Genomic DNA, 17530 nt, shown 5'->3' with positions numbered 1-17530 from the left:
GCCTCCAACGACATCAAGATAAACGAAGTGCCCGGTAAAGGATCCTCCGCCGGGCACTGATGCCCCAGGCCAATTAGGCTGCCTTTCCTTCTGGTCTTCCTCCAGGATGGGACCATGGATCTTGTCGACTACATCGTGGACGCAGTGAACCGCTACAGGGCGGAGGACGTGCGAGTCCTTGGCATCTGGGAGGACGGGCCGGCTGCGGCCTACGTTGTATACCGCCGGACTATAGATCCCTCCGTCGTCCTAGGCTGCAGGCTCGAATTCAATGCGGATGCAGCAGACGGCACCATCGAGGGTTTCGCTCTCGACGTAGCCATCAACCTCGCCGAGCCGATCGGGACCGCCAAAAGCCGTAAAGATCAGCACGGCATCGTTTGGGTGGCTGTCCCCGACGACCGCCGCACACCTCAGCCGCCCTCCGAGGTACTCCGAGTTCTCAGCGAGGGATGATTCGCTAGCACCGTTGACCTGGATCGCGCCGGGGGCGTCCGGTGAAGGGGTCCTCTTGGAATCCATGGGCGCGCGACAAATAGCGTCGCCAAAACGCCGCAATTTACCGCTGAAAGTCACAGCCATAAGCGTGCAGATTTCAAGCAAAACAGGTCAAAACTCATCAACGTCAGGTTTTTGACCATGTGATATTCGATAAGGGTCGTTTTTGACGTCGGCAGCGTTCGCGCTTGAAGAAACGTGCTTCCGAGATAGGGGCGTACCGCGCTGTCCCCGGCGGCAGTTGCTGTTAGCGCCTCCTCATCGTTCATTTCTCCGTGCGGGTCATACGCACATCGCCCAGAGCCGCCCTCACCCGGATCTAGTCAGCGACTTTCAGCGGCACGCTGATCGACCGGCTTACGGGCGCCGGCGGGGGGACCTCAACCCTCGCTGCGCCGTCACGGCCCGCCTTATCAAAAGACCATCCTGGTGATTAGACTCCCGACATCACAGGAAGCAGGTTTCCCATGCGCGAACCGGACTTGGAACCATCACCGAGGAGCCGGCTGGAACGGGCATATGATGCCTTCGGCGCGTTGCCGCTCTACTTGTTAGCCGGCATCCTCTTTGTCCCATTGCAGGCCGTCTTGGGGTGGTGGCCGACCTTGGTCATCGTGATCACGGCTGGCATTGTCCTCATAACTGCCATCCAGCTCATGGTCATTGCTCCGCTTCGAAAGAAGCGGGCGGCCCAGGACGCGGAACGAGGCCTTTTCGAATGTGCCCATCGTGAGCCTGGATCGGGACTTCGGAGTAGGTGGGCCCGGGGTTACGCGAAAGCGGAGCCAAACCGCCTGATCTTCCAGCTGGGTGCAAGCGAGAGCGGCCCTCTTGCCGGGCCAATGGAAGTTTACTCAGCGCCCAGGGCGATTGGAGAACCTACAAAAGCCCCTTGGACAGTCTTCCCCGGAGGCCAAGTGATGACAATCAAGTCAGACAACACCACACTCCAGCTGGCCGCCAGCCGTGCAAGCCTAGAGCTCCTCAAGGCGCGGTGTCTTACGAGTACAGCACCGGATGCCTAAGCAGCTGGCTGCCAAACCATAAAAGTGCCCGGTGGTCGATCCTTCAGCGGAACTCAGCTGGGAAGGAATTATCCGGGTTCGCGAAAGCTAGGCTGGCTCTCATGATGACGATTGTTTCCGCTCCCGCTGATCTCGTTGTTGCCGAAAGCGACGGCATCGCCGTGCGTCTTGCAGGCGTCGAACTCACCAGAGAGAGGCCGAGCCATGCCGCAGACGCGCAAGGTGAACCGGGCATAATGGTCAGTCTTGAGGGAGTCCGGAGCCAGGAAACCGTCAGAAGGGACCAGAGATATATCGAAGCCCTCTCCCGGTGGATTGAGCGGAGGAGGGACCATGGCGCTGAGAGTGCTGGGGATGGGCCGATTATGCCCGGCGTGACGGCCTTGGAATCGATCAAGGTGGTTGTTTCAGACGACGCTGGAACCGAATATCATTTGGCGTCCGGGCAAGTTGCCGGGGACGGGACTGAATGGGCGGCATCCTGGACCTTCCTACCGAAGCCGCCAAAAAATGCTCGTACTCTCAGCCTCGATTTCACGCTCCACGGGGAGTCGACCGGCAGAAGGTGCCAGGTCGAGCTCGCTTAGGCGTCGAGCGCCCGTTGGAGGAGCCCGTTTTGGCGACCTGGCTACCGGACGAGGTCGGCGCGCCGGGACCGGGCACTGGAGGGCCGCTACTTGCCGAACTTCTTCAATGCCATGTCTAGGTCACCGAGAGCCTTAGATGCCTTTCGGGCGCCGCCGCCTTCGTCCTGCAACTTCACCAGGTGCCCGCGCGAGCATCGCACCGTGCGCTGCTTAGCGATGTCATCGAGCGTGAAGCGGACCCTACTCCCGCAGTCCGGGCACTCGGTCTCCATCTTGTCGGTCATTGCCTGCTCACCCTTCGTTAGGAAGTACTAGCGACCATGATGCTCCCGACCCCCGACAGTTTGGATCTGACACGGCCAGTAGCCCACCCATGGGCGCTTGGACAGGCTCGCTAGCCGATCCTCTACCGGACGGGTTGGAAGGGCCAGTCCTCTGGATAACTATGCGGAACTGCAACTACCTGCACTGCGTCCTCGTAGACAAGGCGGCCGGGATTGCGGGTGCGAAGTGCCATCCAAGGAACGCCGTACCTGTCGAGGAGGTTCAAGTATTCGGTCGTCATTTGGAGAAGTTGCGAGGACCCGGCTTTGAACCACGAGCGGGCGCCGGGGTTCAGCTCGGAGTTGTAGCAATCCGCCGCCACAGTTGTGGGATCCGTATAGGTCGCGTTGGCGCTGGCGTTGGCCACCACGAGCCATCGCTTATCTGCTTCACTGAGGAGTCTGGCAAGACGGGCCGGCTGAAGCGTGCGTTGTGTACCGCCGGACTATAGATCCCATGGCGGTCCTAGGCTGCAGGCTGGAGTTCCATGGGAACGCAGCAGACGACACTATTGAGGGCTTCGCTCGCGACGTGGCGGTCAACCTCGCCGAGCCGATCGGGACTGCCAAAAGTCGTCAAGACCAGCACGGCATCGTATGGGTGGCGATCCCCGATGATCGCCCCACGCCCGAGCCGCCCGCCGAGGTAGTCCGAGTGCTCAGCGACAAATGAATGTCAGGGCTGAGACCACCGCCCGAGCGATGATCGCGTGCAGTTCTGTTTCCTTGGTTTCCGGAGGCGCGCTAAGCGTCCGCAGGTGTTCGGCCGCCCGTGTCTTGAGCTGCTGCGGTCCTCCGCGTCCACTTAGCACCGCCCCTACGCAGGTGGATCATCGGACGCTTCGGCGTCCGTTCAGGGATCCTCTACCGAACACCTCAGCGGATGGCGAGAATTGCGGGGGCGTCCGGTGAAGGGGTCCTCTTGGAATCCATGGGCGCGCGACAAATAGCGTCGCCAAAACGCCGCAATTTACCGCTGAAAGTCACAGCGCACCATCGCATTTTGTGGCAAAGTTAGCGTCATAACTCGACTACGAAAACAAATGGGTCAAAAGTCGGCTTTGGCCGTTTTTGACTCACTTTGGGGGACTCATGGACATGGCTTTTGCGGGGATAGTGGCAGCAGCCGGACTCGCTGTGACCATCTTTCAGGCCACCAACTCCCGAACGGCTGCCTATACGGCGGCGACACGCGCCATCGAGATGGCGAAAAAGCTGGGAGATGAGCTTGATCGGGCTGATGCTTGGCCGGGTCGCGACAAGGTGCAAGCGAATCGTCTGGAACTGCTACGCCGGGCAAATTACGCAACACAGGAATATCTCGACATGACCGTTCCCAAACGGATGAACGTAGTCGAGGCCGGGGCATTGGTCGTTATCTTCATCATGCTCACAGCCATCAGCTTGGCCCCGAGGGACTTCCCAGCCGGCTTAGAATTTCTGCGTTGGAGCGGAGCAGGCCTGTTTGCGGCTGCGGCGGCACTTACAGCGCGTCGGCTCCGCATCAGCTGGCGGCGAATTGGCGTGGAGGAGGCTCTGGAGGACCGGGGAGAGGTAAGAGAATCAGCTGAGGAAAATGAACCGGCCGGACTCGACCCAGCGACAGCGGAAAAGTCTTGACCTCCACCCTCATCGGCTACGCCAGGGTCAGCACCACTGAGCAGTCGGTGGACCCACAGCTGGATGCTTTGAACGCCGCTGGTTGCTTTCGAATATGGACAGATTTCGCGTCGGGAGCCACGGCGGATCGGCCGCAGTGGAAGGACTGCTTGGACCACCTGCAGCCGGGGAACATTCTGGTGGTCAACGACCTGTCTCGGCTGGGGAGGAACACGGCTGACTTGGCCAGCATCGTGAAGACGCTCGCGGACCGGCACGTTGGCCTCCGGTCCCTCACAGAGACGTGGTTGGACACCACTACGTCCCAGGGCGTGCTGATATTCCATTTCTTCTCCGCCATTGCAGAATACGAGAGGAACAGGCTGCGCGAACGGACTCTGGCCGGACTTGCTGCAGCGCGGTCCCGCGGCCGGGTGGGCGGCCGGCCTACTAAGATGACTCCGGACAAGTCAGCAATCGCTCACCGGATGAGAAGCGAGAAACGGACGATCCGTGACATCGCCAAGACCATTGACGTCAGCGAGGCCACGGTCGTTCGTGAGCTCGCCCGTCAGCGGAAGAGTCTTCAAGCCGCGCCGACCCCCCCCCCCCCCCCCCCCCCCCCCCCCCCCCCCCCCCCCCCCCCCCCCCCCCCCCCCCCCCCCCCCCCCCCCCCCACGAGATCGAGGAAACCTGCGCGGCCAAGAACGAAATATACGACCGGCTCGCCTTCGTTTGACTGCCACCAGGGTGGCTCATAACTAAAAGCGAATACACCGAACCCACCAGGCGGTCGCGAGTCATAGTTATGAGAATCGAAGAAGCCAGGAAGTGTCCCGGGCATCGGCGGAATCTTGGCTGCCACCGCAGCGGTCTTGGCGGGCTCGGCGGGACATCTCGTATCCCATGGGTTTCGAGACTGCGCGGTGCGGAGCACCTAGCGCACCCTGCCAGCATGTCATGTGTCGGCATGCCGGTCCAGGCGAGCGCCCCACCAAGGACCGGAACCTCCGTCGAGCGTGGAATCTGACGTCAATGCCTGATGCCCTCTAAGCCGGCGCCCTCGGAGCAAGCCAATTAAGTTACTCAAACCTTTCGTAATTATCCGAAGGGTAGGCTAGCCTTACTTAGGTTCGCATCACTTACCTAAGGAGTTCCGTGGCTTCCGCCGACTTCCCCCGCCCTTCCGGCCCTACCGCCGGCCGCCGTCCCCTCCGCCAGACCACGGTGAGGATCGCGGCGCTGCTGGCCGCCGTCGGCCTCGGCCTGACCGCCTGCTCCACCGGTCCGGTGGCGTCGTCGCCCGCCACTGCAGCACCTGCTGAGGACTCAGCGTTTCCGGTCACCATCAAGCACGTGTACGGGGAGACCACCATCAAGGCGCAGCCGCAACGCGTCGTCACGGTTTCGTGGGTCAACGACGACGTCGCCCTGGCCCTGGGTGTGGTCCCGGCGGGGATGCCCAAGAACGAGTGGGGCGGCAACGCCCAAGGATCTACCCCCTGGAAGGACGCTGCCCTGGAGAAGCTGGGCGCGGGACTCGGCTCCGCCAAGGCACCGGCCCAGTTCTCCGAGGCCGACGGGATCAACTTCACCGAGATTGCCAAACTCAACCCCGACGTCATCCTCGGCGCCTACTCCGGGCTGACACAAGAGGACTACAAGAAGCTTAGCGAAATCGCACCCGTAGTGGCCCAGCCCGAGGTCGCGTACGGAACGTCATGGCAGGATTCCACGGCCATGATCGGGAAGGCCCTCGGCAAGCAAGCCGCTGCCGCCCGGCTGGTCACCGACACCGAGGCCACCATCAAGGACAAAGTCTCGAAGTACCCCCAGCTGGCGGGCAAGACCTTCATCTACGGCAACCTCGAGCCGGCCAAGAGCGACGGCATCAACGTCTACACCGCCAACGACAACCGGCCCCGCTTCCTGAGCGAGATCGGCATGAAACAGGCCACCGTGGTGGACGAAAACTCCAAGAACTCCAAGGAATTCTTCATCCCCTGGTCCGCCGAGAAAGCCAACGAGCTCAGCTCCGACGTCTTTGTCAGCTGGGTTCCCGACGCGAAAACCGCGGAGTCGATCAAGAACGACCCCCTGCTGGGCCAGATCCCGGCGGTCAAAAACAACGCGCTCGTCGCTGACACGGACAACACCCTGACGCTGTCCATCTCAGCGTCGTCCCCGCTGAGCCTGCCCTGGGCCCTGGACAAATTCCTGCCGCAGCTCGCGGACGCGGCCGACAAAGCCGTTGCCGCAGCGAAGTAGGCACCTTCCCATGAGCCTTGTGACGACGACGGCGGACCCTGCCGCCCCCGCTGCGCCGTCCGTGCCCGCTGCGCCCGCCGTGCCCCGGGACCCGGCGCCCCGGACGGCGGGCGCGAGCCGCGCCGCGTGGCTGCTCGCCGCCGTCGTCGTCCTTGCCCTGGTGACGGCAGCGTCCTTAGCCGTCGGCGCCCGCGGCCTTGGCCCCGGGACCGTGTGGCAGGCAATGACTGCTTTCGATCCGGCCGACGGCGACCACGCCGTGGTGCACGCCCGCATCCCACGTACCGTCCTGGGCCTGCTGGTGGGCGGTGCCCTGGGGCTCGCCGGGGCGGCCATGCAGGGGGTGGCCCGCAACCCGCTCGCCGACCCGGGCATTATCGGTGTCAACGCCGGGGCCGCCCTGGCCGTGGTGACGGGAATCTACGTCTTCGGGATTTCCTCGCTGCAGGGTTACATCTGGTTCGCGTTCCTTGGCGCGGCCGTGGCGGCCGCCGCCGTGTACCTCATTGCGTCGCTGGGCCGGGACGGGGCGACGCCGGTCAAACTGGCCCTCGCCGGCGCGGCACTCAGCGCCGGACTGTATTCGCTGATGAACGTCATCCTCGTCTCCAGCCAGGACACCCTGGACCGGTTCCGGTTCTGGCAGGTGGGCGGCATCGCCGGGCGCGACTGGTCCGTCATCAGCGGCGGACTCCCGTTCCTGCTGCTGGGCGCGGCCATTGTGCTCGGCACGGGCCGGAACCTGAACGGCCTGGCGCTCGGGGACGAGCTCGCCAGCGGTCTCGGGCAGCGCGTTGGCCTCACCCGGGGCATCACAGCCCTGGGAGTCATATTGCTGTGCGGCTCGGCCACCGCCCTGGCGGGACCGATCGGGTTCGTGGGGCTGGTGGTCCCGCACGCCGTCCGTTTCCTCACCGGCCCCGACTACCGCTGGGTCCTGCCGTTCTCGCTGGTGCTGGCCCCGGTGTTGCTCCTGGGCGCCGACGTTGCCGGGCGGGTGGTCCTGCTGCCGGGTGAGGTGCCGGCCGGAATCATGACCGCACTGGTGGGCGCGCCCGTGTTCGTCTGGCTGGTCCGCCGGAGCAAGGGGGCCGGATTGTGAGCGCCGAAGCAGTCACCGTGCCTCCCCGCGCCCGGAAGATCAGCCGGACGGCGGCGCTGGCCGTTGGCGTGCTGGTGCTCTTCGCTGCGGCCGTCCTGCTGGGCAGTTACACCGTTACCGTCCCGGACTTCGCCAGGATCCTGGCCGCCCATGTCACGGGCGGACCCAAGATTCCGGGCGCGAGCTTCATCGTCATGGAGCAGAAGCTGCCCCGGGCCGTCGTCGGCAGCATGATCGGAGCGGCGTTCGGCCTCGCCGGCGCCCTGTTCCAGACGATGCTCCGCAACCCCCTGGCCAGTCCGGACGTGATCGGCATCAGCTCCGGGGCCAGTGCCGCTGCCGTGACGGCCATCGTCGTTTTCGGGGCATCCGGTGCCGCTGTCTCCGGCGCCGCGCTCGCCGGCGCGCTCGGCGTCGCCGCCCTCATCTCCGCCATCTCCCGCCGTGGTGCGCTCGGCGCCGCCGCGGGCCGGGGGGATGCGGCAGGCAACCGGCTGATCCTGGCGGGGGTGGGCATCGCCGCCGCCCTGCAGGCCGTGGTGAGTTTCCTGATGACCCGGGCGGACATCCGGACCGCTGCCGACGCGCTCGTGTGGCTCAACGGTTCGCTGAACTCCGCCAGCTGGGACCGGGCCGGTACCCTGGCCGCCGCCCTCCTCGTGCTGGTTCCGGCCGCCGCGGTCCTGGCCCGGCCGCTGCGCCTCCTTGAACTGGGCGACGACACCGCCGCGGGCCTGGGGATCCGCGTCGGACTGACCCGGCTCGGCGTCGTCGTGACCGCGGTGGCCCTCGCGGCGGTGGCGACGGCGGCCGCCGGCCCCGTCGCTTTCGTCGCCTTCCTCGCCGGTCCCATTTCGCGCCGCTTTGTGGGCAAGGCCAGCCTGCCGGCAGCCGCCCTGGCCGGGATGCTGATCGTCCTGGCCGCCGACTACCTTGCGGCGAATCTCGCCCCGCTCGCCCTGCACGGGACCGTGCTGCCGGTCGGCGTCGTCACCGGCGCCCTGGGTGCGCCGTTCCTGCTGTGGCTTCTGGTCACCGCCAACCGAAAGGACACCTGAGATGGCTACGCTCCGCGCCGCCGGCCTGACCCTGAAATATGACCAGCGGACTGTCATCGAGGGGCTGTCCACGGAAATCCCCGAGGGCAAAGTGACCATGATCGTCGGTGCCAACGCCTGCGGTAAATCGACGTTGCTCCGGGCCCTGTCCCGCCTCCTCAGACCGGCGGCCGGCACCGTGACGCTCGATGGCCAGGATATCCGGACCAGGCCCGCCCGAGAGGTTGCCCGCCTGCTGGGCCTTCTTCCCCAGCATCCGACGGCGCCCGACGGCATCACCGTCCGCGACCTGGTGGGCCGCGGCCGCTTCCCGCACCAGGGCTTCTTCCGCGGCTGGTCCGGCGGGACGTCCCCGGAGGACGAGCGCGCCGTGCGGCGCGCCATGACCGCCACGGACACGCTGGACCTCGCGGGCCGCGCCGTCGACCAGCTTTCCGGCGGCCAGCGGCAGCGCGTGTGGATCGCGATGGCACTGGCCCAGGAGACCGAGGTGCTCCTGCTCGACGAACCCACCACCTACCTTGACCTCGCGCACCAGGTGGAAGTCCTGGACCTGTTGACGGACCTGAACCGCAGCCGCGGCACCACCGTCGCGATCGTACTGCACGACCTCAATCTGGCGGCACGCTACGCGGACCACGTCATCGCCATGAAGGCCGGCCGCATCCTCGCCGAAGGCCCGGCGACGGCGGTGATCACCGAATCCCTGGTCCGCGACGCCTTCGGCCTGGAGTCCCGGGTGATCCCCGACCCCGTCTCCGGCACCCCGCTGATCCTCCCGCTGGGCCGCCACTACGCGGCTCCGGCCCCCACCCACCTCCCAAACCCGCACCTGGAGCTGATCCCATGACCGCAACGTTCCGACCATCCCCGGCCCCTGCGGCGCTCGCCTCCCCGCCGGCCGTCGAGCCGATGACCCTGGCCTTCGACGTCCGGGTCACTGCTGTTGAGCAACTGAGCCCGAGCTACCGCCGCATCACCTTCGGCGGGTACTCGCTGCGGCACTTCGGTGTACACGGCAACACCCTGGACCTGCGGATCAAACTGATGATCCCGTCCCGGGCCGTCGACGGTTCAATCATCGAACTGCCCGAATTCCGGACCGGGACGCCGGGCTGGTATAGCGAATGGCTGGCCCTGGACCCAGCGGTGCGCGGCGCCATGCGTACTTACACCGTGCGGCAGGCACGCCTCGACGCCGTCTATCCCGAGATCGACGTCGACTTCGTGCTGCACTTCGACGCCGCGGGCAACGGCGGCCCCGCCGCGGACTGGGCGTCCACCGCCACACCGGACGACAGCCTGGTCCTGATCGGGCCCAACAACCGGGCCGCGCACTGCGTCACCGCAGGAAGCTACGCCGGCATCGAATGGCGCCCCGGCCTCGCCCAGCGGGTGCTCCTCGCCGGGGACGAGACGGCCGTTCCGGCCCTCGGCGCGATCCTCGAGAGCCTGCCTCCCTACCTGAGCGGCCACGCCATCCTGGAAGTTCCGACGGCGGCCGACTTCCAGGACCTCACCTCGCCCGCCGACATCGCCATCACCTGGCTGGCCCGTGACGCGGCGGCCGGACCGCGGCCGCACGGCGAACGCCTCCAGTCCGCGGTCCGCGCGGCCGTGCCACCACCGGGGTGGGTGGGTGTCAGGCCCGCCGGGTCCGCCGCGGGGCCGGAACCCGAGGACGTCAACGTGGACAGCGACATCCTCTGGGACACCCCGGCACGGCTGGACGCGGCGGCGCTGGAAGCCGGCCGGAACCCCGGAAAGCCTGCCGGCGCCCTGCCCTTCTACGCCTGGATCGCCGGCGAGGCGGGCACCGTCAAACAACTCCGGCGGTACCTGGTACGGGATGTGGGGATCGACCGGAAGCAGGTCGCGTTTATGGGGTACTGGCGGCAGGGGAAAGCCGAACTGTAGGACCCTGGGGGCGGGCCATCCGTTGTGCCCCGCGCGTTAACCCCGGCGTCGCCGGGCAGGGTTAGCGTGGCGCCATGGCCGAGAACCACCTTTCACCCGGCGCCCACGGACGGCGGATCTACGTCGCGCTGGGGGATTCGTTCACCGAAGGCGTGGGGGACCGCAGCAAAAGCCTGCCCAACGGGGTGCGGGGCTGGGCGGATCGGGTGGCCGAGAAGCTGGCCAAAGCTGACCCCGGGTGGGAATACGCCAACCTCGCCATTCGCAGCAAGCGCCTGCGCCACATCATCGGCGAGCAATTGGAACCCGCCCTCGCCATGGAACCGACACTGGTCACCCTCTATGCCGGCGGGAACGACATCCTGGACTTCGGCACAGACATCGAAGACCTGATGGACGACTACGAGTACCTGGTGGCCAAGCTCGCCGCCAGCGGTGCCACCGTGGTCCTCTTCACAGGATTCGACGTCAAAGTCTCGGTGCTGCTGGAGCCCCTAAAGCGCAGGAACAACCTGTACAACCGCCGGGTGCGGGAACTGGCGGCCTGGTACGGGGCGGTCCTGGTGGACTACTGGTGCTTTGACGCCTTCCACGACCCCCGGATGTGGGACACGGACCGGCTGCACATGTCCAAGGCGGGGCACAAATACCTTGCCGCCCAGGTCCTGGACCACCTGGGTGTGCCGCACACCATCAGCCCCAAGGACTGGGATCCGCCAGTGCGGCTTGGCCTCCGGGACTGGGAACGGCGGCAACGCCGCTGGGTGCACGACTGGGTGCTCCCACTCTTCGGCCGAAAGCTGCGGGGCGTCACCCTGGGGGACCAGCTCAGCCCGCGCTGGCCCGAACCCGTGAGGGTCCCGCGCAAGGGCGGACTGAAAAAGCTCGTGGCGCGCTGACCTAGCTGTCCAGCAGGTTCTCGTAGCCCGGCGCGACCCGGCTGGCGTGGAACTCCTCGACGTCGAAGTCCGCCACGCCGTTGACGTAGAAGGGGTCCATGGCCAGTGCGGCGTCCAGCTCGGTGCGCTCCGCATTGGACAGGAAGAGTCCGCCGGTGCGGGGAATTTTGCGGCCCGCCACCATAAAAACGCCACGGTCGAAGGCGTCCTGCAGCCAGGCGACGTGCGCCGCCAGGTGGAAGTCGACGATGTCCTCAGGAACCTTGTAGGTCAGGGAGACTACGTACATAGCGCCAGCCTACCGCGTTGACCCCGCCGCCAGGAGGCCCGTCCGGGAGCGCTCAGCTCAAGCCCTACCAGGGCCGGACCGGCCTCCCCGCGCATTTCCACCGTTCGAAGTTGAACCGTCAAGCTTCAATGCTCCTAGAATGGAGCCATGACCGAACCGCGCTGGCTCAACGCCGACGAACGCCGTGCCTGGCTGGCCCAACTGAGCATCAACACGCTGCTGCCCGCGGCCCTGGACACCCAGCTGCACGCGGCCGGGAAACTCTCGATGTTCGACTACAACGTGCTGGCGATGCTCTCCGAAGCCGAGGGCCAGTACCTGCCCATGAGCGAACTCGCCGCCCGCACCAGCGCGTCCCTCTCCCGGCTCTCGCACGTGGTCACGAAGCTGCAGAACCGGGGCTGGCTGGAACGCCGGCCGCACCCCGGGGACGCCCGGGTCACCACCGCACACCTCACCGACGCCGGCATGGCCACCATCGTGGGGCTCGCCCCAGGGCATGTGGAGGCCGTCCGGTCGTTGTTCCTGGACGCCCTGGACCCGGACGACGTCGCCAACCTGGCCCGCATCGGCGAAAAGATCGTTGCCCGGCTCGACGCCGACCACTGGATCCTGCGCGAAGACTAGCCCCCGAACGGCGCCTTGGGTGCTCTCAGCCAGAGATGGCAGACTTGCTCCATGGATTTCACCGCCCGCTACGTTGCCCTCGGAGACTCCTTCACGGAAGGCGTCGGCGACGACGACCCGGGCCGCCCCAACGGCGTCCGGGGGTGGGCGGACCGGGTGGCCGAACAACTCTCCGCTGCCGACCCGGGGTTCGGCTACGCCAACCTCGCGATCCGCGGCCGGAAGCTCCGCCAGATCATGGCGGAACAGGTGGATGCCGCCGTCGCACTTAAACCCACCGTAGTGACCATCTACGCCGGGGCCAACGACATCCTGCGCCCCAAGATCGATATCGATGACCTGCTGGTCGAGTACGACGCCGGCATCCGCAAGCTCACAGCCACCGGCGCCAAAGTGGTCATGTTTACCGGGTTCGATGCCCGCGGCTCCAAAATCTTCGGGACTATGCGCGGCCGCACCGCCATTTACAACGAACTGGTCCGCGGCATCGCCGGCGACCACGGCGCGCTGCTGGTGGATTACTGGCGGTTCAGCGAATACTACGACTGGGGTATGTGGGCCACTGACCGCATGCACATGTCGCCGGCCGGACACGCCAACATGGCCCAGCGCGTCCTGACCGTCCTGGAGCACGACCACTCGATCGATGTCCCGCCAATGACGCCGGTTCCGGAACTCAGCCGCGCGGAGGCACTGCGCGCAAATGCCCGTTGGGTGCGTGAATTCGCGGGGCCGTGGGTGATGCGCCGGGTCACCGGCAAGTCCTCGGGCGACGGCCTCTCGCCGCGGTATCCGCAGCCCGTCCGTCTTTAGAACGACGTCGGCGGCCGGCTAAGCGCGGAAGCCTTGGGTCGCGAGGATTCCGCCGTCGATCCTTATGGCGAGCACCTCGACGTCCCATCCCGCCGTGGCCCGGTTCAGCATCGGGATCCCTCCCGCCACAATGGCCGTCGCGAGGACATCGGCGGTGACAATGTCCGCCGCCGCCACCGAGACCTGCTGGAATTCGCGGATCCTCGCACCGGGGGTCCAAATGTGGTCGCCGCGTTCGGCGGAGCCCGAGGTGGCCAGGGCCGCTGCGCTCGCTGGGCCCGCTCCGTCCGCTCCGCCCAGCGGGTAGGCGGCAATCAGGGTGCTCCGGTCCTGCGGATCGACGATCCCGGCCTGCCACGATGCCCGGCTGCCAACGATCGGCGAGCCGTCCACCAGTACGTCGCCGCCGGCGTTGAGGCACCAGTCGGCCAGACCCAGTGAGTGCAGCGCGGCCCCGGCTTCCTTGATGGCGACGCCCTTGACCAGGCCGGAGAGGTCGGGCACGCCGTCCGGCCGCTCCGGGGTGAACGCGCCCTCGGTGCGGAGCCGCCAGTCGGCGGCCTCGGCGTAGCGGTCGCGGAACTCCTGCGAGGCATCACGCAACGCCAGTTCGCCGCGGGCCACCCGGCTCGCTTCGGACCCGGGCCGGTAGAGGCTGAAGCGGGCATCGAGCTCGTCGAAACGCTGTTCGACGACGCCGGCGGCTTCCGTTAATACGGCCGCAGCCATTTCGCTCCAGCCGCCGGGTCCCACCGGAACCGTGAGGCTGATGACCGTTCCCATGCAGTGGAAGGTCCGGGCCTTGAGCTCCGGATGGCCCAGCTCAGAGGTGGGCTGCATCGAGGGCCGCCTGGAGCGAGGTCAGGTACGCCGAACTGGTGATCGTGGCGCCGCTGATGGTCTGGACGTTCGCCGACTGGGCCTGGAGGACCTCGGAACGCAGCAGGGGAGCCGCGTAGTTGCTGATCTGCACGGACCGGCCGTCCTCATTGGTCAGCTGCAGCGCCGCGACGTCCGATATGGTTCCGCCGCTGACCGTGATCTGCACCTGGACGGGCCCGAACCGGGTTTGTACGACGTCGCCCGCGTACGTCCCGCCGGCTTTCGCGGCCGCACCGGCGGAGCCCGTGGACCCTGAGGAACCGGTGGTACCGCTGGAGCCCGTGGTGCCGGACCCGGAGCCGGTGGAACCCGCCGTGGTGCCGACGGCGCTCGCCGTGTCCGCCACGTGGGCGCCGGACTGCCAGCCGGCCAGGAGGATCCCGACGGAGGCCAGGGTTGCTGAAACTACTGCGCGAATTCTCACCAGTCGAACCTTTCGTAGTGGAGTTGTTCTTCCCGCACACCGGCCCGGCGGGCGTCATCCAGGACGTTCCGTGCCCAGGCGGCCGGCCCGCAGACGTAAACGTCGGCGTCGGCCAGGTGGGGTGCGTAGCTCGCCAGCCGGTAGCCGGACCGGGCTACGGCGTCGGGCTGCCAGGTCTGGACACCCCTGGGCCGCCGGCCGGTGAGGTGGAACAAGGTGGCACCACGGCGTTCGCAGAGCTCGAGGATCTCGTCATTCAGGTACAGCCCGGCCCGGCTGTGTCCCCGGAGGATCACCGTCGCATCGCCCGGCGCGAACGGTGTGCTTTCCAGCAGGGCGCGGATGGGGGTGATGCCGATGCCGGCGCCCACCATCACGACGTGCCTGCGGCTACGGGCCGCGGTGCTGAAAAGTCCATAAGGCCCCTCGATCGCGACTTTGGTGCCGGGCCTCAGCCGGGCGAGGGCGGCGGAGCCCCGTCCCAGGTTCCGGACGGTAATCCGCAACCGGCCGGCGCCGTCGGCCCCGTACTGAACCGGCTCAGCCGAGAGGCTGAACGGATGCGGGTGCCACCACTGTCCCGGGGCGAGGAACCGCCAGATGAAGAACCGTCCGCCGCTGCCGGCCAGCTCGTCCAGGTGCCGGCCGGTCATCTCGATGCTCACCACTCCGCGGTCCACGCCCACCACCCGGCTGACGCGCAGCTGGTGACGGAACGTTGCCACGATTGGTTCCAGAACCCGGTAGTGGAGCAGTGCGGCGCCGGTGGCGATGCAGACGGTCAGCCAGTACCAGCGCTGCCAGGTGCCCTGGGCGAACAGTCCGCCGACGCTGAACTGGTGAGGCAGGGACGTCAGCACCGCGGCGTAGGTCAGGAGGTGCACCGCGTACCAGAACTCATAGGGAAAACGACGGCGGACCGCCACCAGCGAGGTCACCACCACGGCGATAAAAAGCGCCATGGAGATGAACGCCAGCCACATGTCGGGGACCTTCACCCACAGGGCTACCGATTCGCTGATCGGGTCGAGCCCTTCCGCGAGGCCGTAGCCTGTGGCGATCAGGATGCCGTGGGCCAGCAGGAGGTACAGCGAGGGCTTCCCGAGTTTGCGGTGGAATTCCAGGGCGCGGTCGTGGCCCACGGCGGAGTCGATGACCGGGAGCCTAGCAGCCAGGAGCAGCATCAGCAGGACCAAATCCATGCCGGCCAGCCCGGCGACGATCCCGGCTGCCGTGAAGGCGCCGGCGACGTTCGTGATGCCGGCCGCCCCGCCGTCGGCCAGCCACAGGGCGATCGCTGCCGCCACTGACGCCCACGCTATGACGGTGAGGAGGTCTGCCTTGAACAGGCGCCGCCGGTGCTGCCCTGCGAAGGGATTTCCGGCAGCCGGAGCAGGTCGGGCAGCTGGCTGCAGGACTGACTGGGTCGGTGTGTTCATGGCTCCAGAGTCTGCCCGTTGCCTTTCATTTTGCTGTGAAAGAACTGCGTCGCGGATGTGACTCACCTGCACGGGTCCGCCTCCGCTTATACACCCTGGGCGGCCGGATTGGTCTTTAGTTCGCCAAGCTCGTAGACTTGGTAGGCGCTAGGTGGCGCGGAGCGTGTGCAATTGCTCCGGTTGGCGGGAATGTCTGGAAGTTCAGGCAGCCCGGTGGCCGGTAGTTAGGGGCTCAAGTTGCGCGCATTCCTGTATTCGCCCAGCATCCCGGCCCTTCCCGGTGGTTCCCTATGGATATCACCGCTTGGTGCCCGTGACCCACAATATTCACCGCAGTCCTGACTGCAGCCGGCCTGCCGGTTGCTGAACGCCTGCTGAAGACGGGGCTGGATGCGGACGCCGCCTACTGCACGGACCTGCGGGAACTCCGCAAGCCGTTTCATTTCATTTTTATGAGGAGAGTCGTCATGGCAGCACACTGCCAGGTGACCGGAGCCGAGCCGGGCTTTGGACACAGCATTTCGCACTCGCACCGCCGCAACAAGCGCCGGTTCGACCCGAACATCCAGAAGAAGCGATACTGGGTTCCGTCCCTGCGCCGTAATGTCACCCTGCAGGTCTCTGCGCGTGGCATCAAGACCATCGACGTACGCGGCATCGACGTTGTCGTCGCCGCCATCCTGGCACGAGGAGTGAAGCTCTAGTGGCAAAGGACAAGGACGTACGTCCGATCATCAAGCTCAAGTCGACCGCGGGCACGGGTTACACCTACGTGACGCGCAAGAACCGTCGTAACGACCCGGACCGTATGGTTCTGCGGAAGTACGATCCCAAGATCCGCCAGCACGTCGAATTCCGAGAGGAGCGCTAAACACATGGCTAAGAAGTCAATGATCGCTAAGAACGAACAGCGTAAAGTCATCGTCGAGCGTTACGCTGCAAAGCGCCTCGAACTGAAGAAGGCTCTGGTTGACCCCAACTCAACCGACGAAGCACGCGAAGCCGCACGCCTGGGCCTGCAGAAGCTTCCCCGCAACGCGTCGCCGGTGCGCCTGCGTAACCGCGACATCATCGACGGCCGCCCCCGCGGTACGTTCCAGAAGTTCGGTATCTCCCGTGTTCGCTTCCGCGACATGGCTCACCGCGGTGAGCTCCCGGGCATCACGAAGTCTTCCTGGTAATTCAGCGCTCCTGAAGCCAGTGGCTTGAAAAGGGGCCGGCAACCATATGGTTGCCGGCCCCTTTTTGCCGTTAAGCGCCGGCGGCACCCCCGGCCTTCGGGGAACCCCGCGGTGACGGAGCACACACTCCCAATGTCCGACGCCGGTTGGCCCGGTTGGGGGACTGGCGGCCCGTTTTGCCCCGCCGTTCCGCGGATCCTGACGCCTGGCGGGTGGTGTGGGGGTGGATTTGTTCGGGGTCGGTTTGGTGTGTAAAGTAGTTCGAGTCGCCGCCGCTGATGCGGAAAGATAGCGACTGACTCCCTTTCTAAACGGCCTGGAAAATGGTTCGCAGTTTTGCGTGCTGTTGGCGGGTGGGGGCCTGTTCGTGGGACTGGTGATTGGCGGTAACGCCGATTTGCTTAGGACTGCTGGAGCGGGTAAGTTTGAAAAGTTGCTCCGGAGCGAGTTGCGGCCCTGTATTGGGGTTGTGGTGGTGCCGGGTGTGTCTGTTGTTTGAGAACTCAATAGTGTGCCAAGTTTGTTGATACCAATTGTTTTATTGATTGGTTGTTTTGGCTGTGTTGTCCACCCCGTGGATGGCATGGTTTTTACAGCTG

At 66.1% G+C, this 17530-nt stretch carries 21 protein-coding genes; 15 read left to right on the top strand and 6 right to left on the bottom strand.

All coding sequences use genetic code 11. The features are described from left to right. Positions 1-114: 114 nt before the first annotated feature. Positions 115-456, top strand: a complete 342-nt coding sequence (locus tag AC1DBE_RS12740) for a hypothetical protein (RefSeq protein ID WP_476887809.1) — start codon at positions 115-117, stop codon at positions 454-456. A gap of 116 nt (positions 457-572) precedes the next feature. On the opposite strand, the gene AC1DBE_RS12735 is transcribed toward AC1DBE_RS12740, so the two are convergent. After that, entirely contained in the window at positions 573-767 is a 195-nt protein-coding gene (locus tag AC1DBE_RS12735; protein ID WP_476887810.1) for a hypothetical protein, read from the bottom strand. 857 nt (positions 768-1624) lie between these two features. On the opposite strand from AC1DBE_RS12735, the gene AC1DBE_RS12730 reads away from it, so the two are divergent. Next, positions 1625-2110, top strand: coding sequence for a hypothetical protein (locus AC1DBE_RS12730; RefSeq protein ID WP_476887811.1), 486 nt, complete (start codon positions 1625-1627; stop codon positions 2108-2110). Positions 2111-2196: 86 nt separating this feature from the next. Here AC1DBE_RS12730 and AC1DBE_RS12725 read toward each other — a convergent pair whose 3' ends face one another. Beyond that, positions 2197-2394: an MJ0042-type zinc finger domain-containing protein gene (locus AC1DBE_RS12725; RefSeq protein ID WP_476887812.1), complete on the bottom strand. Its 198-nt coding sequence runs from the start codon at positions 2392-2394 to the stop codon at positions 2197-2199. Positions 2395-3525: 1131 nt separating this feature from the next. Between AC1DBE_RS12725 and AC1DBE_RS12720 the strand changes: the two genes are divergently transcribed. The 8 genes from AC1DBE_RS12720 to AC1DBE_RS12685 all read left to right on the top strand — a co-directional run bounded on the left by AC1DBE_RS12720 (position 3526) and on the right by AC1DBE_RS12685 (position 11276). Continuing rightward, positions 3526-4053: a hypothetical protein gene (locus AC1DBE_RS12720; RefSeq protein ID WP_476970753.1), complete on the top strand. Its 528-nt coding sequence runs from the start codon at positions 3526-3528 to the stop codon at positions 4051-4053. 47 nt (positions 4054-4100) lie between these two features. Continuing rightward, positions 4101-4793 (top strand): recombinase family protein, encoded by a 693-nt coding sequence (locus AC1DBE_RS12715; RefSeq protein WP_476970823.1) that lies wholly within the window; start codon positions 4101-4103, stop codon positions 4791-4793. Positions 4794-5190: 397 nt separating this feature from the next. Then, the gene (locus tag AC1DBE_RS12710; RefSeq protein WP_476970752.1) at positions 5191-6300 is read left to right on the top strand and encodes an iron-siderophore ABC transporter substrate-binding protein; all 1110 of its coding nucleotides are present in this window, start codon (positions 5191-5193) and stop codon (positions 6298-6300) included. A 10-nt stretch (positions 6301-6310) separates the two neighbouring features. Beyond that, positions 6311-7402: a FecCD family ABC transporter permease gene (locus AC1DBE_RS12705; RefSeq protein WP_476970751.1), complete on the top strand. Its 1092-nt coding sequence runs from the start codon at positions 6311-6313 to the stop codon at positions 7400-7402. Positions 7403-7419: 17 nt separating this feature from the next. Continuing rightward, positions 7420-8460, top strand: coding sequence for a FecCD family ABC transporter permease (locus AC1DBE_RS12700; RefSeq protein ID WP_476970822.1), 1041 nt, complete (start codon positions 7420-7422; stop codon positions 8458-8460). Between the two features lies 1 nt (position 8461). Continuing rightward, entirely contained in the window at positions 8462-9310 is an 849-nt protein-coding gene (locus AC1DBE_RS12695) for an ABC transporter ATP-binding protein (RefSeq protein WP_476970750.1), read from the top strand. A gap of 62 nt (positions 9311-9372) precedes the next feature. Continuing rightward, a complete protein-coding gene (locus AC1DBE_RS12690; protein ID WP_476970821.1) occupies positions 9373-10377 on the top strand; it encodes a siderophore-interacting protein in 1005 nt (334 codons plus the stop codon). Positions 10378-10451: 74 nt separating this feature from the next. Further along, on the top strand, positions 10452-11276 hold the full coding sequence (locus AC1DBE_RS12685; protein WP_476970749.1) for an SGNH/GDSL hydrolase family protein: 825 nt from the start codon (positions 10452-10454) through the stop codon (positions 11274-11276). A 1-nt stretch (position 11277) separates the two neighbouring features. On the opposite strand, the gene AC1DBE_RS12680 is transcribed toward AC1DBE_RS12685, so the two are convergent. Then, entirely contained in the window at positions 11278-11565 is a 288-nt protein-coding gene (locus tag AC1DBE_RS12680; RefSeq protein ID WP_476879397.1) for a YciI family protein, read from the bottom strand. A gap of 147 nt (positions 11566-11712) precedes the next feature. Here AC1DBE_RS12680 and AC1DBE_RS12675 point away from each other — a divergent pair, with 147 nt between their 5' ends. After that, positions 11713-12192: a MarR family winged helix-turn-helix transcriptional regulator gene (locus AC1DBE_RS12675; protein WP_476970748.1), complete on the top strand. Its 480-nt coding sequence runs from the start codon at positions 11713-11715 to the stop codon at positions 12190-12192. 51 nt (positions 12193-12243) lie between these two features. Then, positions 12244-13005, top strand: a complete 762-nt coding sequence (locus AC1DBE_RS12670) for an SGNH/GDSL hydrolase family protein (RefSeq protein ID WP_476970747.1) — start codon at positions 12244-12246, stop codon at positions 13003-13005. Between the two features lie 18 nt (positions 13006-13023). Here AC1DBE_RS12670 and AC1DBE_RS12665 read toward each other — a convergent pair whose 3' ends face one another. From AC1DBE_RS12665 to AC1DBE_RS12655, 3 genes are read right to left on the bottom strand one after another with little or no spacing between them, the layout of a single operon-like run. Continuing rightward, positions 13024-13845 (bottom strand): FAD:protein FMN transferase, encoded by an 822-nt coding sequence (locus AC1DBE_RS12665; protein WP_476970746.1) that lies wholly within the window; start codon positions 13843-13845, stop codon positions 13024-13026. Beyond that, on the bottom strand, positions 13829-14311 hold the full coding sequence (locus tag AC1DBE_RS12660; RefSeq protein WP_476970745.1) for an FMN-binding protein: 483 nt from the start codon (positions 14309-14311) through the stop codon (positions 13829-13831). Before AC1DBE_RS12660 ends, AC1DBE_RS12665 begins: the two co-directional genes overlap by 17 nt. Beyond that, the gene (locus tag AC1DBE_RS12655) at positions 14308-15750 is read right to left on the bottom strand and encodes a ferredoxin reductase family protein (RefSeq protein ID WP_476970744.1); all 1443 of its coding nucleotides are present in this window, start codon (positions 15748-15750) and stop codon (positions 14308-14310) included. Before AC1DBE_RS12655 ends, AC1DBE_RS12660 begins: the two co-directional genes overlap by 4 nt. A gap of 467 nt (positions 15751-16217) precedes the next feature. Between AC1DBE_RS12655 and rpmB the strand changes: the two genes are divergently transcribed. From rpmB to rpsN, 3 genes are read left to right on the top strand one after another with little or no spacing between them, the layout of a single operon-like run. Beyond that, positions 16218-16454, top strand: a complete 237-nt coding sequence (gene rpmB, locus AC1DBE_RS12650) for a 50S ribosomal protein L28 (RefSeq protein ID WP_011693744.1) — start codon at positions 16218-16220, stop codon at positions 16452-16454. Beyond that, positions 16454-16621, top strand: coding sequence for a 50S ribosomal protein L33 (gene rpmG, locus AC1DBE_RS12645; RefSeq protein ID WP_056737121.1), 168 nt, complete (start codon positions 16454-16456; stop codon positions 16619-16621). Before rpmB ends, rpmG begins: the two co-directional genes overlap by 1 nt. 4 nt (positions 16622-16625) lie before the next feature. Beyond that, positions 16626-16931: a 30S ribosomal protein S14 gene (gene rpsN / locus AC1DBE_RS12640; protein ID WP_043485315.1), complete on the top strand. Its 306-nt coding sequence runs from the start codon at positions 16626-16628 to the stop codon at positions 16929-16931. Positions 16932-17530: the final 599 nt, after the last annotated feature.

The sequence above is a fragment of the Arthrobacter sp. 10T416 genome (genome assembly GCF_056394165.1).
The sequence above is the reverse complement of the archived record's forward strand: the minus strand, read 5'-3'. Positions and strand labels throughout refer to the sequence as shown.

Excerpts from the sequence above, each read along its gene's own strand:
- AC1DBE_RS12740 (WP_476887809.1), top strand. The coding sequence starts at position 115 with ATGGATCTTGTCGACTACATCGTGGACGCAGTGAACCGCTACAGGGCG.
- AC1DBE_RS12720 (WP_476970753.1), top strand. The coding sequence starts at position 3,526 with ATGGACATGGCTTTTGCGGGGATAGTGGCAGCAGCCGGACTCGCTGTG.
- AC1DBE_RS12665 (WP_476970746.1), bottom strand. The coding sequence starts at position 13,845 with ATGCAGCCCACCTCTGAGCTGGGCCATCCGGAGCTCAAGGCCCGGACC.
- AC1DBE_RS12690 (WP_476970821.1), top strand. The coding sequence starts at position 9,373 with ATGACCCTGGCCTTCGACGTCCGGGTCACTGCTGTTGAGCAACTGAGC.
- AC1DBE_RS12735 (WP_476887810.1), bottom strand. The coding sequence starts at position 767 with ATGAACGATGAGGAGGCGCTAACAGCAACTGCCGCCGGGGACAGCGCG.
- AC1DBE_RS12725 (WP_476887812.1), bottom strand. The coding sequence starts at position 2,394 with ATGACCGACAAGATGGAGACCGAGTGCCCGGACTGCGGGAGTAGGGTC.
- AC1DBE_RS12695 (WP_476970750.1), top strand. The coding sequence starts at position 8,462 with ATGGCTACGCTCCGCGCCGCCGGCCTGACCCTGAAATATGACCAGCGG.
- AC1DBE_RS12680 (WP_476879397.1), bottom strand. The coding sequence starts at position 11,565 with ATGTACGTAGTCTCCCTGACCTACAAGGTTCCTGAGGACATCGTCGAC.
- AC1DBE_RS12675 (WP_476970748.1), top strand. The coding sequence starts at position 11,713 with ATGACCGAACCGCGCTGGCTCAACGCCGACGAACGCCGTGCCTGGCTG.
- AC1DBE_RS12705 (WP_476970751.1), top strand. The coding sequence starts at position 6,311 with ATGAGCCTTGTGACGACGACGGCGGACCCTGCCGCCCCCGCTGCGCCG.
- rpsN (WP_043485315.1), top strand. The coding sequence starts at position 16,626 with ATGGCTAAGAAGTCAATGATCGCTAAGAACGAACAGCGTAAAGTCATC.
- AC1DBE_RS12685 (WP_476970749.1), top strand. The coding sequence starts at position 10,452 with ATGGCCGAGAACCACCTTTCACCCGGCGCCCACGGACGGCGGATCTAC.
- AC1DBE_RS12655 (WP_476970744.1), bottom strand. The coding sequence starts at position 15,750 with ATGAACACACCGACCCAGTCAGTCCTGCAGCCAGCTGCCCGACCTGCT.
- AC1DBE_RS12730 (WP_476887811.1), top strand. The coding sequence starts at position 1,625 with ATGATGACGATTGTTTCCGCTCCCGCTGATCTCGTTGTTGCCGAAAGC.
- AC1DBE_RS12670 (WP_476970747.1), top strand. The coding sequence starts at position 12,244 with ATGGATTTCACCGCCCGCTACGTTGCCCTCGGAGACTCCTTCACGGAA.
- rpmB (WP_011693744.1), top strand. The coding sequence starts at position 16,218 with ATGGCAGCACACTGCCAGGTGACCGGAGCCGAGCCGGGCTTTGGACAC.